Genomic DNA, 16862 nt, shown 5'->3' with positions numbered 1-16862 from the left:
GGTTGCGCGGTATGTCTCGACCCTCCTCCGCGAGCGGTCCGCCGTCGTCGTACGCCCGGCGACACCTCGCGTACCTCCCCGGCAGTACGGGCTCCCGGGGGCGGGCCCGTGCGGAAATCCCGACCCTCTGTACCTACTGGTATGTACAGTGACGTCATGAGCACTCCGGAACGGCTGATCTCCGCCACGCGCGACCTGCTGTGGCAACGGGGCTACGTGGGCACCAGCCCCAAGGCGATCCAGCGGCTGGCCGGCGCGGGCCAGGGCAGCATGTACCACCACTTCAGCGGCAAGCCCGCACTCGCCCTCGCCGCGATCCGCCGCACCGCGGACGAGATGCGCGGCACGGCGGAGAGCGCGCTCGACGGGCCGGGCACGCCCTACGAGCGGATCGCGGCGTATCTGCTGCGCGAGCGGGACGTGCTGAGGGGCTGTCCGGTCGGACGGCTCACCATGGACCCCGAGGTGACGGCGGACGAGACGCTGCGCGCACCGGTGGACGAGACCCTGGACTGGCTGCGCGGCAGGCTCACCGGGATCGTCGCCGAGGGCACCGCCGGAGGCGGGCTGCGTCCGGGCCTCGACGCGTCCGCCACCGCGGCGGCCGTGGTGGCGACCGTCCAGGGCGGCTACGTCCTGGCCCGCGCCACCGGGTCGCCCGCGGCGTTCGACGCCGCCGTGCACGGACTGCTCGCCCTGCTCGCACCCGACGACCACCGCACCCCGGAGGTATGAGAGACGTGCACGCCATGCAGTACCGGATCACCCTGCCCGCCGACTACGACATGGGGATCGTCCGGCGGCGGGTGGCAACCCGCGGGCACCTCCTCGACGACTTCCCCGGCCTCGGCCTCAAGGCGTACCTGACACGCGAACGGGGCGACGACTCCCCGGTGAACCAGTACGCGCCGCTCTACCTGTGGAACGCCGCCGAGGGCATGAACGCCTTCCTGTGGGGCCCCGGCTTCCAGGGCATCGTGGACGACTTCGGCCGCCCGGCGGTGGAGCACTGGTCGGGGCTGTTCTTCGCCGACGGGCCGTCGGCGGCGGCGCCCGCGCGCACCGCCGTGCGCCGCACCACGCGGGTCCCCGCCGAGGTCTCCCCCGGGGAGGCCGTGGCCGGGGCGGTGGCGGAGACCGAACGGCTCGCGGGGCTCGACGGGGTCGTCTGCGCGGCCCTCGCCGTCGATCCGCGCCGCTGGGAGCTGATGGAGCTGACGCTCTGGGAGCACGGCGCCCCGGCCGCCGCGGGCGAGCGCTACCGCGTGCTCCATGTCTCGGCGCCCGGACGGGCCGCCCTGCGGCGCGGCCGGCACTGGTGAAGGCGCGCTCCGACAGGACGGAGCGGGAGGTCCGCGCGGGACGGGGGCGCGCCGGCGGAGGACGCGCCCGGGCCTGACGGGGCCCGTGCCGCGCGGCGGTTCCCGGGTCAGAGGGTGTGCTCGGAGAGGGCGCGCTCCAGGCGCCGGCGGGTCCGTGTCTCGTGGACGATCCGCCCGGCGATCGCGCCGCCGTAGACCACCACGCCGACACCGACGAGCCACGACTGGACGACGAGCACCGTGCCGAAGGGGCCGTAGGTCACCGCGTTCGAGGCGATCAGCGGGGAGAACACGAGCTGGGAGAAGACCCGCAGGCCGAGCATGGCGAGCGCGGTCAGCACGGCGCCGGGCAGCAGCGCGCGCCAGCGCACCCGCCCGCCGAGGAGCAGGCGCTGCGACGCCCAGAAGAACAGGAAGGTGCCGAGCAGGTCGGCGGCCGCGGCCACCGCCGACACCAGCACCGATCCCGGCTCGGGGGTGTTGACGAAGGTCATGAGGAAGAGGATCAGCAGCGCCAGCCACACCACGTGCCGCCACATGGTGTGCCAGCGCGCCGTGGGGAGGTCCCACACCTTCTCGTAGCCCGTCTGCACGGCGGACCCGAAGGTCAGGCCGAACACGGCCAGTGCGGCCAGACCGAACGCGGTGGTGCGCTGGAGCGCCTGTCCGGGCATGCCGAACAGTTCCTCGACCTCCTGCTGGGACTCCTTCGAGACACCGAGGGCCTGCACGAGCCAGCGCGCGAACCCCTGGGCGCTGACCGGGTCGGCGGCCGCGACGACGACGAGCAGCGGGACGAGGGTGAGGAAGCCGAGCGCGGCGAAGCCCATCGCCCGGTGCATCAGCTCCATCTCCCGGCCCCGGTTCCACGCGAGTCCGGCCGGTGACTCGGCCACCCTGCGGTGCAGCTCCTCGAACCGTTGCATGCGCCGCGGGCCGGACGGTGTCTCGGTCATACGGCCTCGACTACCCGGTACGGGCCCCGCGTTCCGCCGCCGCTGCGCCGGACGGGTGGCCCGCGCCGGGCGCGGGCACGTGGGGGGAGCGGTCAGGCGAGGGCGGCCAGCGGGTCGTCGAGGACCGGCTGCCAGGCCAGCTCGGCCGCGCCCACCAGGCTGTTGTGGTCGAGCGTGCAGGGCAGGATCGGCACTCCCCCGCTGCGCCCCCACAGGCTGCGGTCGGCGACGACCGCCCGCAGCCGCTCCGGGTCGGCCTCCAGCAGCTCGCGGTGGAGGCCGCCGAGGATGATGCGGTCCGGGTTGAGGATGTTCACCAGTCCGGCGAGGCCGAGGCCGAGGCGGTCGATCAGCGCCTCGGCGGCGGTGCGCACGCCCGGGTCGCCGTACTCGGCGCGCAGCATGTCCCGGGCCTGCTGGAGGAGGGACACCTCGGGGCCCGGGTCGCGTCCGGCGGCCGTGAGGAAGGCGAGCGGGTCGGCCTCGACGTCGAGGCAGCCGCGGCTGCCGCAGTGGCAGGGCCGGCCCTCGGGGCTGACGGTGAGGTGGCCGACCTCCAGCGCCAGGCCCGAACTGCCGCTGTGCAGCCGTCCGTCGAGCACGAGCGCGCCGCCGACGCCGCGGTGCCCGGTGGCGACGCAGAGCAGGTGCTGGGCGCCGCGCCCGGCGCCGTGGCGGTGCTCGGCGAGGGCGGCGAGGTTGACGTCGTTGCCGGTGAAGGCGGGGCCGGTGATGCCGGCGGCGGCGACCTGCTCGGCGAAGATGTCGCGCACGGGCGCCCCGGCCGGCCAGGCGAGGTGCAGGGGATTGAGGGCCGTGCCCTCCGGTTCGGCCACGGCCGACGGGACGGCCAGCCCGGCGCCGACACAGCGCCGTCCGCTCGCGCGCAGCAGCTCGGCCCCGGCGGTGACGACCTCGCCGAGGACCTGCGCCGGGTCGGCCTGGACGGTGGTCGCGCCGGGGGCGGTGGCCACGGTGCGGCCGCCGAGGCCGACGAGGGACGCCCGGAATCCGTCGGCGTGCACCTGGGCGGCGAGGACGACGGGCCCGTTCTCGTCGACGGCGAGCCGGTGGGAGGGCCTGCCCTGGGAGCCGGCGGCGGCCCCCGGGCGGGAGTCGACGCGGATGAGGCCGAGCGCCTCCAGTTCGGCGGCGACGGCGCCGGCGGTGGCGCGGGTGACGCCCAGTTCGGCCGTGAGCACGGCACGCGTGGGGGCGCGTCCCGTGTGAACCAGTTCCAGGGCGGGGCCGAGCGCGCTGCGGCCTCTCTCCAGTCTCGTCCGGGTGGACGTCACCTTGCCGTTCATGAAGGCGAGTCTCCCATGATCCGTCAGGCCCCTCCGCCGCCTTGTACCGGAAGGGCTCCAGCCCCTATCCTGAGTTTGTGCCGCTTCTAAACAAACTACGGACGGCCGTTCCGGGGGGCCCCGGCGGAAACACCGCCTCCACCTCCCTGTCCCGCGTCCGCATCGCCCTCACCGTCTTCTTCGCCCTCGACGGCTTCCTCTTCGCCGGCTGGGTCGTCCGGATCCCCGCCATCAAGGAGCAGACCGGCGCCTCCGCGAGCGACCTCGGTCTCGCGCTGCTCGGCGTCTCCGCCGGCGCCGTCGTCACCATGACCCTCACCGGCCGGCTGTGCCGCCGCTACGGCAGCCCCGCCGTGACGGTGTGCAGCGCCGTGCTGCTCTCGCTGAGCATGGCGCTGCCCCCGCTGACCCACTCGGCGCTCGCGCTCGGCCTGGTGCTCCTGGTCTTCGGCGCCGCCTACGGCGGCATCAACGTGGCGATGAACAGCGCGGCCGTCGACCTGGTGGCGGCGCTGCGACGGCCCGTGATGCCCGGGTTCCACGCGGCGTTCAGCCTCGGCGGCATGGTCGGCGCGGGGCTCGGCGGGCTGGTGGCGGGCGGCCTGTCCCCCACCGTCCACCTGCTGGCGCTCACCGTCGCCGGCCTCGCCGTCACCGCGCTCGCGGCCCCGGCCCTGCTGGCCCACCGCACGACCGCCCCCGAGGCGTCGCCCGGCGGCACCTCCGCACCGGCCCGGCTCACCGGGCGCACCCGCAGGCTCGTGGTGCTCTTCGGTGTGATCGCGCTGTGCACCGCGTACGGGGAGGGGGCGATGGCCGACTGGAGCGCGCTCCACCTGGAGCAGGACCTCCACGCGCACCCCGGTGTCGCCGCCGCCGGCTACTCGCTCTTCGCCCTGGCGATGACCGCCGGCCGGCTCAGCGGCACGCTGCTGCTGGAGCGGCTGGGCCAGACCCGCACCCTCGTCCTGGGCGGCGCCACCGCCGCCGCGGGCATGCTGCTCGGCGCGCTGGCCCCCACGGTGTGGGCGGCCCTCGCCGGGTTCGCCGTCGCCGGGCTCGGACTCGCCAACATCTTCCCCGTGGCCGTCGGCAGGGCGGGCGCCCTGGCCGGTCCCGCCGGTGTCGCGGCGGCGTCCACGCTCGGCTACGGCGGCATGCTGCTCGGCCCGCCCGCGATCGGCTTCCTCGCCGACTGGTTCTCCCTGCCGGCCGCGCTCACCACGGTCGCGCTGCTGGCCGGCGGCGCCGCGGTGATCGCGTACGCGGCACGGCACGCCTCCGCCCCGGGCGCCGAGGTGACCCGTCACGAGCCGCTCCCCGGCAACGCGGAGCCCGCCCGGGCGGCCGTCGGGCACGGCTGAGCACGGGCTCCGGAGCCGGCCGGCACGCGCCTGAGTAGCCGTACTCAGGCGCGTTCACCCGGACGGGCGCACCATGGAAAGCACCACGACCATGGGGGAGACGGCCATGAACGCCCGACTGACCGCGCTCGTACGACTGACCTTCGGCAACCTCGCCTCCCGGATCTATCTGGGGCTGGTCGCCGCGGCGGCCGTCTTCGTCGCCGTCGACACCGCGTTCGTCCACCACGACGACGCGTCGATGGCCGGGATCTGGCTGTTCCTGCTGGCCGCGCCGGCGATCTTCGGGCTGATGGCCCTCGGGACGCTGTTCGGCGAGGGGGTCGCGGAATCGGCGGCGTTCCTCTATCCGGCGCTGGTGGCGGCGGTGCTGATCCAGGCGTGCGCGCTGGGCATGTTCGTCCGGCTGCTCGGCGACACGGGCCGCCCCGCGCACACCGCACGACCGCACGGCGCCTGAGCCCCGGGGCCTCCGGCCCCCCGGGCCGCTCCGGCGCCGGGGGCTCAGCCGAGCCACCCCGGGCGGCTCCGGTACCAGGGGTCAGCCGAGCCACCCCGGGCGGACCAGGCCGGACTCGTAGGCCAGCACGACCAGTTGGGCGCGGTCGCGGGCGCCGAGCTTCACCATCGTCCGGCTGACGTGGGTCTTCGCGGTGAGCGGGCTGACGACCAGGCGGCGGGCGATCTCCTCGCCGACAGGCCCATGCCGACCAGCGCCATGACCTCGCGCTCGCGTTCGGTCAGACCGGCGAGGGGCGCCGCGCCGGCGGGAGCCCGGGAGCGGGCCGCGAACTCCGCGATCAACCGCCGGGTCACCCCGGGCGACAGCAGCGCGTCGCCCTCCGTCACCGCCCGCACGGCGCGCAGCAGTTCCCCGGGCTCGGTGTCCTTGACCAGGAAACCGGAGGCGCCCGAGCGGATCGCCTCGAAGACGTACTCGTCCAGCTCGAAGGTGGTGAGCATGACCACCTTCACCGCGGACAGCCGCGCGTCGCCCGTGATCCTGCGGGTCGCCTCCAGCCCGTCGAGGACCGGCATCCGGATGTCCATCAGCACCACGTCGGGGCGCAGCTCCCCGACCAGGCGCACCGCTTCGCCCCCGTCCGGCGCCTCCCCGGCGACCTCGATGTCGGGCTGGGCGCCGAGCAGTGCCCGGAATCCCGCCCGCACCAGGGCCTGGTCGTCCGCCAGCACCACCCGGATCATGTCTCCTCCTCGCTCCGCAGGGGCAGTTCGGCCCGGACCCGGAAACCGCCGTCCGGCCGGGTGCCCGCCTCGACGGTGCCGCCCAGCGCGGCGGCCCGCTCCCGCATGCCGGCGAGCCCGTTGCCGCTGCCTCCGGCGTCCGACCCGGTGGCGGGCCCCTCGTCGTCGACCCGCAGCACCAGGCGGCCGGGCGTGCGGGCGATCGCGACCCGCGCCGTCCGGGAGCCGGAATGGCGCACCACGTTGGTGAGCGCCTCCTGGACGATGCGGAACGCGGCCAGATCCGCGCCCGGCGACAGCGCGGGGGCCTCCTCGCCCGTCCGCTCGACCGTGACGGCCAGACCCGCCGCCGCTGCCTGCTCGACCAGCTCGGGCAGCCGGTCCAGCCCGGGCGCGGGAGCCCTGGGCGCCTCGCCGGGCGACCGCAGCCGGTCCAGCACCTGGCGCACCTCCCCCAGGGCCTCCTTGCTCGCCGCCCGGATGGTCGTCAGCGCGGCCCTGGCCTGCTCGGGGTCGTCGTCGAGGAGCGTCAGGCCCACGCCCGCCTGCACGTTGATCACGGCGATGGAGTGGGCGAGGACGTCGTGCAGCTCCCGGGCGATCCGCAGCCGCTCCTCGTCGGCGCGGCGGCGTTCGGCGGCCTCCCGCTCCTCGCGCTCCCGGGCGCTGACCTCCCGCCGCACGCGGGCCAGCTCGGAGGCGGCCAGCACGGCGGCCACCCAGGCGGTGACCGCGACCTCCTGGCCCCACGGCGCGGCCCGGTCCCCCGCCGGGGGCAGCCAGGCGTAGAGCCAGTGCGCGACGAGCAGATGCCCGGCCCACAGCAGCCCGACCGCCCACCAGGCGGCCCGGCGGCGTCCGGCGACGACGGCCGCGAAGCAGGCGACGGCCACCGTCAGGAACACCGGCCCGTACGGGTACCCGGCGGACAGGTACACCAGCGCGACGCCGCACACACCGAAGACCACGGGCACCGGGTACCGGTTGCGCAGCAACAGCAGCGCCGGGCCCGCCAGGAGCAGGACACGGGCGAAGACGTCGAGCGGCTCCCGGGTGGCCTCCTGGCCCTCGGCGGCGAAGCCGCTGCCGACCATCACGACGACGGCCAGCACGAGCGTCGACACCCAGGGGATCCGGCGGGGGTCGCGCCGCTCCTCCCACCGCCGCAGCAGCGGTGGCCCTTCCCGGTGGCGGGGCGGGCCACCTCCTGCGGGGCCCCGCTGCAGTTCCATACCGGCCACGCTAGACCGGCCCCCGGCCCGCGCGCGTCACCCCGCCGGGGCGGTCGCGCGTACTCCCCGGGAAGTACGCGGGGCGCGGGGCCTGCATGTTTCCGCCGGGGCTTCGCGCGGGCGCCCGTCCGCGGGGCGGGCGCCTACCCCCAGGGCCGGGCGGCGGCGGGCGGCGGGCGCAGGCCCACCTCGGCGGCGAGGCGGGCCGTCGCGTGGCCGAAGAAGACGTCACGCTCCTCCACGACCCGCTCGAACTGTCCGAACAACTCGAACGAGAGCAGCCCGAAGAGCTGCGCCCACGCGGCGACGAGCGCCGCCACCACCGGCGGCGGCAGATCGGGCGCGACGTCGTCGGCGATGCGCCGGGCCTCCGCCGTCATGCGGCCGCCCAGCGGCGGGACGGCGAGGCCCTCGGCGAGAAAGGCGTCGCGCGCGATGCCGACGAGGACCAGTCCGACCCGGGAGGCCGGGCCCACGGTGTCCTTGGGCGCGCTGTAACCGGGCACGGGCGAGCCGTAGATCAGGGCGTACTCGTGGGGGTGGGCGAGGGCCCAGGCGCGGACGGCGGCGCAGACGGCCGTCCAGCGCAGGAAGTGGGCACCGTGCGGGACCGGCTTCTCCCCGCTGGGGGTGGTGGCGCTGCCGGGGCGGGCCGCGGCCGCCTCGGCGGCGGCGCCCACGGCGTCGTAGGCGTCGATGATCAGGGCCGTCAGCAGTTCGTCGCGGCTCGGGAAGTAGCGGTAGAGCGCTGAGGAGACCATGCCGAGCTCGCGGGCGACGGCGCGCAGCGACAGTTTCGCGGCGCCCTCGGCGGCGAGCCGGCGGCGGGCCTCCTCCTTGATGGCCGCGGTGACTTCGATCCGGGCCCGTTCCCTGGCCCCGCGCACGCTTGTCATGCGGGTCAGTCTGCCACGCGCCGGAGCACCGCACTTCAAACAGATCATCGCACTGCAAACGGAGCACTGCTCTGCTCCGGGAGCGGCGCGGCGCGGGGAGAGCGGCACCGCACATCGAGAGCGGCGTGACACACGGAGAGCGGTGCCACACGTCGAGAGCGGCACACAAAACAGAGAGCAGTGCTCTTGCTTTGGTGCACCGATCCGTGCACACTGATCTCAAGCGAGAGCAGTGCTCTCGAAACCGGGCCATGCCGACCACCGGCCGACCACCGTTCCCACCGCCGACCGACCGACAAGGGACTTCCGATGCCGCAGACCCAGCCCTCCCCGAAGCAGGCGCCGAACACCCGGAACGAGGCCCGGAACACCCTGAAGCCGCCCCCGTACTACCTCCGGGGCAGCGCCCTCAACGTGCGGTTCAACCGGTTCGTCGGCTGGCTGGCACGCCACGGCGTCAGCCTGCTCGGCACGGCGGAGATGTCCGTCCGCGGACGCAGGAGCGGAACGATGCAGCGCGTCCCCGTGAACCAGCACGTCCACGAGGGCACCCGCTACCTGGTCTCCGCGCGCGGCCACTCCCAGTGGGTGCGCAACATGCGCGCGGCGGGCGGCGGCGAGCTCCGGGTCGGGCGGAAGGTGAGGACGTTCACCGCCACGGAGATCCCGGACGCGGAGAAGCCCGCCGTCCTGCGCGCCTACCTGGAGAAGTGGGGCTGGGAGGTCAACCAGTACTTCCAGGGCGTGACGGCGGCCTCCTCGGACGAGGAGCTGCTGACCGCCGCCCCCGACCACCCCGTCTTCCGTATCACCCTCACCGGCTGACCGCGCACCCGCGTCCCAACCCACCGCGCCCACCCACCGCGCACCCACCCGCGTCCCAACCCACCGCGCACCCACCCGCGTCCCAACCCACCGCGCCCACCCACCGCGCACCCACCCCACCACCGAGCACCCGCCTCCAGCCGAGCCCCCGCACACCCGCCCGGAAGCCGAACAGGGGCCGGTCCCGGGCGACGTGCGCCCGGGACCGGCCCCTGTTCGATGTGTGCGGGCCCGCCGGCTAGGAGGACGCCGCCCGCTTGTCCAGGATGTCGAGCGCCCGGCGCGCCAGCGGATGCGTCCGCACCATCCCGGCGAGGGTCGTCGAGCCGCGGGTGATGTCCGCGAAGACGTTCCAGGCGGGACGGAAACCGGTGAGGACCGCGTGGAGCAGCCCCGGGCGGCGTTCGAACACCGTGAGCATCCGCCGGCCGACGGCCATCTCGACGCCCAGCCCCGCCTTGATGGCGAAGGCGTAGTTGAGCGCCTGCCTGCGGGCGTCCACCGCGTCGTGCGACTCCGCGACGCGCACCGCCCACTCCCCCGCGAGCCGGCCCGAGCGCAGGGCGAACGAGATGCCCTCCCTCGTCCACGGCTCCAGCAGCCCGGCCGCGTCGCCGCAGACCAGGACCCGGCCGCGGGAGAGCGGCGAGTCCTCGCTGCGGCAGCGGGTCAGATGGCCCGAGGAGACGGCCGGTTCGAAGCCGGCCAGGCCCAGACGGGCGATGAAGTCCTCCAGGTACCGCTTGGTGGCCGCGCCCTCGCCGCGTGCGGAGATGACGCCGACCGTCAGCGTCCGGCCCTTGGGGAAGACCCAGCCGTAACTGCCGGGCATCGGGCCCCAGTCGATCAGGACCCGCCCCGCCCAGTCCTCGGCGACGGTCTCCGGAACCGGGATCTCCGCCTCCAGGCCGAGGTCGACCTGGTCGAGTTTCACGCCCACATGGGCGCCTATCCGGCTGGCGCTGCCGTCGGCGCCGACGACCGCCCGGGCGAGGACCGTCTCCTCGGACCCCTCGCCGGACGAGCCGGTCGGGGACAGGACGACGGCGACCGTCCGGCGGTCGGGGACCGCGGGGCCGTGCTGCTCCACGCGGGAGACCGTGACACCGGTGCGCACCACCGCGCCGGCCTTCTCCGCGTGCTCGACGAGCTGGGCGTCGAACTCGGGCCGGTTGATCAGCCCGAACAGCATCCGCCGGGACCGGCGGGTGCGCGCCATCCGGCCGCCCAGGGTGAACGTCACGGCGTGGACCTTGTCCTGCAACGGCAGTTCGAAGCCCGGGGGGAGGCTGTCGCGGGACGGCCCGATGATTCCACCGCCGCACGTCTTGTACCGGGGCAGCCCCGACTTCTCCAGGAGCAGCACCCTGCGGCCGCTCACCGCCGCCGCATACGCAGCCGACGCTCCGGCAGGTCCTGCGCCGACCACGACGACGTCCCACACCGCTTCGTCGCCAAGCTCATCTGCCGCCTCTGCTCCGGTGGCATCGTTCTCGCTGCTCACGATGTCCTTCTGCTCCCGATCCGACCTGTGGCCCATGCTCTCGCACGCATCCTACGGCGCGGGCCTCTCCCGCCCGCTGTGGGAGGATCGGCCACACATTCGCTGTACACACAACGCACAACGTCGCACCCACAAGGAGCGTGCCCATGACCGCCCATCCGATCGCCGAGACCGTCGCCTCACTCATGCCCCGCGCCAAGGCGGAGCTGACGGAGCTGGTGGCCTTCCAGTCGGTGGCGGACGAGGCGGTCGCCCCGCGCAGCGAGTGCGAGGCGGCGGCCGAATGGGTGGCCGGCGCCCTGCGTGCGGAGGGCTTCGAGGACGTCGCCCTGCTGGACACCCCCGACGGCTCCCAGTCGGTGTACGGCGTGCTGCCCGGCCCGGCCGGGGCGCCGACGGTGCTGCTGTACGCCCACTACGACGTGCAGCCCATGCTGGACGAGGCGGCCTGGCTCAGCCCGCCGTTCGAACTGACGGAGCGCGACGGCCGCTGGTACGGCAGGGGCGCGGCCGACTGCAAGGGCGGCTTCGTGATGCATCTGCTCGCGCTGCGCGCGCTCCGGGCGAACGGCGGTGTCCCGGTCACGGTCAAGATGATCGTGGAGGGCTCGGAGGAGCAGGGCACGGGCGGTCTGGAGCGGTACGCGGAGGCGCACCCGGAGCTGCTGACGGCCGACGCGATCGTCATCGGCGACACCGGCAACTTCCGGGTGGGCCTGCCGACGGTGACGGCCACCCTGCGCGGGATGACGATGATCCGGGTGCGGATCGACACCCTGGAGGGCAACCTCCACTCCGGGCAGTTCGGCGGGGCGGCCCCCGACGCGCTGGCCGCGCTGATCCGCGTGCTGGACTCGCTGCGGGCCGAGGACGGCTCGACGGTGATCGACGGCCTGCCCGCGCGGGCCGAGTGGGACGGACTCCAGTACCCGGAGGAGGAGTTCCGCAGGGACGCCCGGGTCCTGCCGGACGTGGAGCTGCCCGGCGGCGGGACGGTCGCGGACCGGATCTGGGCGCGCCCCGCGGTCACCGTGATCGGGATCGACTGCCACCCCGTGGCGGGCGCCACGCCGTCCATCCCGGCGACGGCGCGTGCCCAGATCAGCCTGCGGGTGCCGCCCGGCCAGGACGCGGCGGAGGCGACCGAGCTGCTGTTCGCGCACATCGAGAAGCACACGCCGTGGAACGCGCGGGTCTCGCTGGAACAGGTCGGCCAGGGGCAGGCGTTCAAGGCGGACGTGACGAGCCCGGCGTACACGTCGATGGCCGAGGCGATGCGCGTGGCGTACCCGGGTGAGGAGATGCAGGCGTCCGGCATGGGCGGCTCGATCCCGCTGTGCAACACCCTAGCCGCGCTCTACCCGGAGGCGGAGATCCTGCTGATCGGGCTGAGCGAGCCGGAGGCGCAGATCCACGCGGTCAACGAGAGCGTCTCGCCCGAGGAGCTGGAGCGGCTCTCCGTCGCCGAGGCGCTGTTCCTCTCCAACTACGCCGCGTCCAAGCGGGCCTGACCCGGGGGCGGCGCGTCCGGGCAGTCCTGCCCCGGGGGCTCCGCGGCCGAGCGGGCTCGGACGCGGCGGCCCCGGGAGGCCCCCGCCACCCGGCCAGCCCCGCCCGGTCGCGGCGGCCCGGGCCCCAGCGGTCCCGTTCAGCGTTCGGCGAAGATCGCGGAGGGCGGACAACCGGGCCACCGGCGGGGGCGGTTGCGTAGCGTCGCGGCATGGACTTCATCCGTGTGCTGCCGCAGCTCCACATGTTCCGCTTCCCCGTCGGCCAGGCGTACCTGTGGCGTGACGGGGACGACCTGACGCTGGTCGACGCCGGTCACCACGGCGCCGCCCCGCTGATGGAGGAGGCGATGCGGGGCGCGGGCCTCGACCCCGCCCGGATCCGCCGGATCGTGCTGACGCACTGCCACCGCGACCATGTCGGCGCGGCCGGTGAGCTGGCGGCCCGGCACGGGGCCCAGGTGCTGACGCACCGCCTCGACGCGCCGGTGGTGCGCGGCGAGGCGCCGGTGCCCGAGCCCGTACTGCTGGACTGGGAGGTCCCGCTGTACGAGCACGGGCTGACGGTGCCGCCCGCCCCGCCGACCCGGGTGGACCGGGAGCTGGAGGACGGGGAGCCGCTGGACTTCGGGGACGGCGCCCGCGTGGTCCACTCCCCCGGCCACACCGACGGGTCGATCGCCGTCCATCTGCCGCACCACGGTGTGCTGTTCACGGGCGACTGCGTGGCCGGGGTGGGCCGGGTGATGCCGGGCGTGTTCAACGTGGACCGCGCGGCCGTCCTGGTCTCCGTGCGCCGGCTCGCCTCACTGGCGCCGTCGACGGTCTGCTTCGGCCACGGGGACCCCGTCACCGAGGACGCCACCCGGCTGCTGCTGGAAGCGGCCGGTGAGGCTCCGGCCGACCGCGACACGGTGGGCGCCGCGCCCGGCCACTGGGGCGTGTTGCGAAAGTAGCTCCGTCCGCCCGAAGGGCGGGGCCTGCGGCGTCTGGTGCGTGCGATCGCAAGGCGGAGGATCATCCTCGTACCGGGCGTACTCGGATGACTCCGACAACGCGGCATGGGGGTACCTCCCAGCGGTAGCTGGGGGAGAGCGTGCCAGGCATCGCGGGCCAGGAGGGACTTTCGCAACACGCCCTAGTCTTCTGAGTCAGGAATTCTATTCAGATATGAGGCGAGGCGTTCGAGGATCTCGTCCGCGGTCTTGGTCCAGACGTAGGGCTTGGGGTCGGTGTTCCAGGCTGCGATCCAGGTCCGGATGTCCTGCTCCAGAGCCTGGACTGTCTTGTGGACGCCTCGCCGTATCTGTTTGTTCGTCAGCTCGGCAAACCATCGCTCCACCAGGTTGAGCCAGGACGACCCGGTCGGTGTGAAGTGCAGGTGGAACCGGGGGTGGGCCAGCAGCCAGGTCTTGATGGCCGGGGTCTTGTGGGTGGCGTAGTTGTCCAGCACCAAGTGGACCTCGAGACCATCGGGCACTTCACTGTCGAGCTTGATGAGGAACTTCTTGAACTCCTCAGCCCGGTGGCGCCGGTGCAGGGAACCGATCACCTTGCCGGTGGCGACCTCCAGGGCGGCGAACAGGGTGGTGGTGCCCGCGCGGACATAGTCGTGTGTGACGCGTTGCGGCACTCCGGGCATCATCGGCAGCACCGGCTGAGAGCGGTCCAGGGCCTGGATCTGTGACTTCTCGTCCACGCAGAAGACAAGGGCCCGCTCGGGCGGGTCCAGGTAGAGGCCGACGACATCGTGGACCTTGTCGACGAAGTACGGATCCGTCGACAGCTTGAAGGTCTCCGAGCGGTGCGGCTGCAGGCCGAACGCCCGCCAGACCCGTGACACCGTGGACTGCGACAGACCCGTCTGCCTCGCCATCGACCGTGTCGACCAGTGCGTCGCGTTCTTCGGGGCGGACTCCAGGGTCTTGGCGACGAGCGCGGCTACCTGTTCGTCGGTGACCGACCTGGGACCGCCCGAGCGGGGCATGTCGCCCAGGCCGGCGATCCGGTGCTCGACGAATCTCGCCCGCCAGCGGCCCACAGCATGCGGAGTCGAGTCGAGCCGGGCCGCGACGTCCTTGTTCGAAGTACCCTCCGCACAAGCCAGGATGATCCGGCACCGCAGAGCCCACGCCTGCGGCGTGGAGCGACGTCGCACCCATCCCTCGAGCGCAGCCCGTTCCTCATCGGACAGGATCAACTCGGCCTTCGGCCGCCCAGTACGCGCCACATACCAAGCTTATACATCTGAACAGAATTCCTGACTCAGAAGACTAGCCGCCGTGCGGGACGCACGGGCGGGCGGTTCAGCCGACGGGGACGCCGGCCTCCAGGTTGAGGACCGTGCCGCGCTCCCTGGCGCGCAGTGCCCAGCGCAGGCGCTCGTAGCGGTTGGGGGGCAGCAGCCCGGCGGCCTCCTGTTCGGAGACGAAGCGCCAGCTCCGCAGTTCGGGCCCGGGCAGGCGCACGGTGCGCGCCAGTTCGGCGGGCAGGGGCCCGCCGTCGAAGATCAGGCGCAGCCCGCCGAAGCCCGGCGGGCGGGCGGGTTCCCAGTCGAGGAGGAGCAGCCGGGGCACGTCGGGCAGCCGGATGCCGAGCTCCTCGGCGACCTCCCGCACCCCCGCGCGCGCGGGCGCCTCGCCGCGTTCCACCACCCCGCCGGGGAACTCCCAGCCAGGCTTGTACGTCGGGTCGACGAGGAGCACCCGGTTCTCCTCGTCGAAGAGCAGCACCCCGGCGGCGACGGTCTCGGCGGTCGGCTCCGGGGTCTGGACGATCTCGCAGGCGGGTGCCGCGCCGCTGCCGACCGCCGCCGCGACGAGCCGGGCGGTCTCCCGGGCGTCGATGTGGCCGGTGTCGATGACGTGGGCGTCCGCGGTGAGCCACGGGAGCGCCGCGCGGTAGGGCTCGATGTGGTCGTAGGACCACTGCCGTACGCGGAGTTCGCCGTCCGGCGTCCCGGGGACCTCGCGTCCGGCGATACGGGTGCGCAAAATCGTTTCAGCAGGAGCCAGCAGCACATGCCGCACGGCTATGCGGCGGGCAGCGAGCCCACCGAAGATCTCGTCGCGGTACTCCTGGCGCAGGACGGTCATGGGCACCACGAGCACCCCGCCGAGCTCGGCCAGCAGGGCGGCCGCGGTGTCCACCACCAGCCGGCGCCATATCGGCAGGTCCTGATAGTCGGTCACCTCGTCCAGCCGCTTGCGCGGCAGCAGCAACCGCAGGGTGTCGCCGATGGTCTCGGGGTCGAACAACGTGCTGTTGGGGATCAGATCGATCAGTTCGCGCGCGGTGCTGGTCTTGCCCGCTCCGAATGAACCGTTGATCCAGACGATCACGGGTCCCCCTCTTCCGTAGCCCACTGTGGATTGCCCGCAACACCCTGCCACGGAAACCAGCGGTCCGAACCGGTTGGCCGATCAGCCGCTCAACTGTGGCCGGGCCGTTGCCCGTGACACCTCGGGGGGCGGGTCGTTGGAGCGGGAGAGACAAGGGGGTACGGAGATGCGCCGTACGGTGTTGGAGAAGTTCCCCGCGGGAGATCCGCGGGGCAGCCGGCACGCCGAGCAGTACGCCCGGCACCGCAGGGACGAGGGCCTCGCGGCGGAGGTGGTGATGGACCTGGAGTCGGACGCCTTCCTGGTGGTCGTGCCCCAGCAGCAGCAGACGGGCCGCCACTGGTGAGACCGCGGCGCGGACGGCCCGGCGCGGCCCTCGCCGCCGCGCCCCGCCCTCGCGGGCGGCTCAGGCCGGGGCGCGCTCCGGACGGCGGGCGAGGAGCGCCGCGGCCGCAGCGCCCACCAGACCGGCGTCGGTGCCCATGCGCGCGGGAGCGACCGTCAGACGGCGGACGAAGGACAGCGTCGCGTAGTCCCGCAGCGACCGGCGCAGCGGGTCGAAGAGCACCTCTCCGGCGCCGGCGACCCCGCCGCCGATGACGGCGATGTCGAGGTCGGCGAGGGTCGCCGTCGCGGCGATGCCCGCCGCGAGCGCCTGCGCGGCGCGCTCGAAGGAGGCGATCGCCACCGGGTCGCCCGCGCGGGCCGACGCGGCGACCGCGGCGGCGGTGGCGTCGCCGTCGGGCCCCGGGGTCCACCCCTGCTCCAGCGCGCGGCGGGCGATGTTGGGGCCGCTGGCGATGCGCTCGACGCAGCCGCGGGCCCCGCAGGGGCAGAGGTCCCCGTCGAGGTCGACGCTGATGTGGCCGATGTGGCCGGCGTTGCCGCTCGGCCCGGTGTGCAGCCGCCCGTCGAGCACCAGGCCGCCGCCGACGCCGGTGGAGACCACCATGCAGAGCGCGTTGTCGAAGCCGCGGGCCGCGCCGCGCCAGTGCTCGGCGGCGGTGATGGCGGCGCCGTCGCCGACCAGGTCGACGGGCAGGCCGCCGACGGCCCGGGACACCCGCTCGACCAGCGGGAAGCCGCGCCAGCCGGGGACGTTGACCGGACTGACCGTGCCGGCCGCCCGGTCGACGGGACCCGCGCTGCCGATGCCGACGGCGACGGCACCCGGCCACAGCGGGGATGCGGCGAGGTCGCCGAGGACCGCGGACACGGCGCCCATCACCGTCTCGGCGTCCTCCTTGGCCGGAGTGGGTCGCTGGGCACGGAGCAGCAGGGCGCCGTCACCGTCCACCAACGCTCCGGCGATCTTGGTGCCGCCGATGTCGAGTGCGGCGACGAGGCTGGTGTGCATCGGTGTGCGATCCCCCGGGGAGATGGTCGGAGCTGAGGTTCCGT

Annotated in this window: 16 protein-coding genes and 1 pseudogene; 8 read left to right on the top strand and 9 right to left on the bottom strand. The window is 74.3% G+C overall.

What is annotated here, in order from left to right; genetic code table 11:
* Positions 1-156 precede the first annotated feature (156 nt).
* Both JE024_RS31090 and JE024_RS31085 read left to right on the top strand, forming a co-directional pair.
* Complete coding sequence (locus tag JE024_RS31090) at positions 157-735, top strand: TetR/AcrR family transcriptional regulator (protein ID WP_244883277.1); 579 nt, start codon at positions 157-159, stop codon at positions 733-735.
* Positions 736-740: 5 nt separating this feature from the next.
* Positions 741-1322: a DUF4865 family protein gene (locus JE024_RS31085; protein ID WP_205378440.1), complete on the top strand. Its 582-nt coding sequence runs from the start codon at positions 741-743 to the stop codon at positions 1320-1322.
* Positions 1323-1429: 107 nt separating this feature from the next.
* Here the strand turns inward: JE024_RS31085 and JE024_RS31080 are convergent, their stop codons facing one another.
* Entirely contained in the window at positions 1430-2278 is an 849-nt protein-coding gene (locus JE024_RS31080; RefSeq protein WP_205377229.1) for a YhjD/YihY/BrkB family envelope integrity protein, read from the bottom strand.
* Positions 2279-2370: 92 nt separating this feature from the next.
* Positions 2371-3585 carry an ROK family protein gene (locus JE024_RS31075; RefSeq protein ID WP_205377228.1) on the bottom strand — a complete coding sequence of 405 codons (1215 nt, stop codon included), beginning with the start codon at positions 3583-3585 and terminating at the stop codon, positions 2371-2373.
* Positions 3586-3662: 77 nt separating this feature from the next.
* Between JE024_RS31075 and JE024_RS31070 the strand changes: the two genes are divergently transcribed.
* Positions 3663-4949, top strand: a complete 1287-nt coding sequence (locus tag JE024_RS31070; protein ID WP_205377227.1) for an MFS transporter — start codon at positions 3663-3665, stop codon at positions 4947-4949.
* A gap of 106 nt (positions 4950-5055) precedes the next feature.
* Positions 5056-5409, top strand: coding sequence for an SCO4225 family membrane protein (locus JE024_RS31065; RefSeq protein WP_205377226.1), 354 nt, complete (start codon positions 5056-5058; stop codon positions 5407-5409).
* A gap of 81 nt (positions 5410-5490) precedes the next feature.
* Here the strand turns inward: JE024_RS31065 and JE024_RS31060 are convergent.
* The 3 genes and pseudogenes from JE024_RS31060 to JE024_RS31050 form a co-directional block, all read right to left on the bottom strand.
* Positions 5491-6155: pseudogene (locus JE024_RS31060) on the bottom strand (response regulator).
* Positions 6152-7387: a sensor histidine kinase gene (locus JE024_RS31055; protein ID WP_205377225.1), complete on the bottom strand. Its 1236-nt coding sequence runs from the start codon at positions 7385-7387 to the stop codon at positions 6152-6154. Before JE024_RS31055 ends, JE024_RS31060 begins: the two are co-directional and overlap by 4 nt.
* Before the next feature lie 143 nt (positions 7388-7530).
* The gene (locus tag JE024_RS31050; RefSeq protein ID WP_205377224.1) at positions 7531-8283 is read right to left on the bottom strand and encodes a TetR/AcrR family transcriptional regulator; all 753 of its coding nucleotides are present in this window, start codon (positions 8281-8283) and stop codon (positions 7531-7533) included.
* Positions 8284-8592: 309 nt separating this feature from the next.
* Between JE024_RS31050 and JE024_RS31045 the strand changes: the two genes are divergently transcribed.
* Positions 8593-9108, top strand: coding sequence for a nitroreductase family deazaflavin-dependent oxidoreductase (locus tag JE024_RS31045; protein WP_205377223.1), 516 nt, complete (start codon positions 8593-8595; stop codon positions 9106-9108).
* A 238-nt stretch (positions 9109-9346) separates the two neighbouring features.
* Here the strand turns inward: JE024_RS31045 and JE024_RS31040 are convergent, their stop codons facing one another.
* Positions 9347-10612: a geranylgeranyl reductase family protein gene (locus JE024_RS31040; RefSeq protein WP_494403211.1), complete on the bottom strand. Its 1266-nt coding sequence runs from the start codon at positions 10610-10612 to the stop codon at positions 9347-9349.
* 146 nt (positions 10613-10758) lie between these two features.
* Here JE024_RS31040 and JE024_RS31035 point away from each other — a divergent pair, with 146 nt between their 5' ends.
* Positions 10759-12123 (top strand): dipeptidase, encoded by a 1365-nt coding sequence (locus JE024_RS31035; protein WP_205377221.1) that lies wholly within the window; start codon positions 10759-10761, stop codon positions 12121-12123.
* Positions 12124-12332: 209 nt separating this feature from the next.
* Positions 12333-13076 carry an MBL fold metallo-hydrolase gene (locus JE024_RS31030; RefSeq protein ID WP_205377220.1) on the top strand — a complete coding sequence of 248 codons (744 nt, stop codon included), beginning with the start codon at positions 12333-12335 and terminating at the stop codon, positions 13074-13076.
* Positions 13077-13258: 182 nt separating this feature from the next.
* On the opposite strand, the gene JE024_RS31025 is transcribed toward JE024_RS31030, so the two are convergent.
* Both JE024_RS31025 and JE024_RS31020 read right to left on the bottom strand, forming a co-directional pair.
* Positions 13259-14350 (bottom strand): IS630 family transposase, encoded by a 1092-nt coding sequence (locus JE024_RS31025; RefSeq protein ID WP_205377219.1) that lies wholly within the window; start codon positions 14348-14350, stop codon positions 13259-13261.
* Positions 14351-14426: 76 nt separating this feature from the next.
* Positions 14427-15461, bottom strand: coding sequence for an NUDIX domain-containing protein (locus JE024_RS31020; RefSeq protein ID WP_205377218.1), 1035 nt, complete (start codon positions 15459-15461; stop codon positions 14427-14429).
* Positions 15462-15627: 166 nt separating this feature from the next.
* Between JE024_RS31020 and JE024_RS31015 the strand changes: the two genes are divergently transcribed.
* Positions 15628-15807 (top strand): DUF8839 family protein, encoded by a 180-nt coding sequence (locus JE024_RS31015; RefSeq protein WP_147991889.1) that lies wholly within the window; start codon positions 15628-15630, stop codon positions 15805-15807.
* 60 nt (positions 15808-15867) lie between these two features.
* Here the strand turns inward: JE024_RS31015 and JE024_RS31010 are convergent, their stop codons facing one another.
* Entirely contained in the window at positions 15868-16818 is a 951-nt protein-coding gene (locus tag JE024_RS31010; protein WP_205377217.1) for an ROK family protein, read from the bottom strand.
* Between the last annotated feature and the right edge of the window lie 44 nt (positions 16819-16862).

Source organism: Streptomyces zhihengii (assembly GCF_016919245.1).
In the GTDB taxonomy this organism is placed as follows: Bacteria; Actinomycetota; Actinomycetes; order Streptomycetales; family Streptomycetaceae; genus Streptomyces; species Streptomyces zhihengii.
Note: the sequence above shows the minus strand (reverse complement) of the source record. Positions and strands in the feature narration are given on the sequence as shown.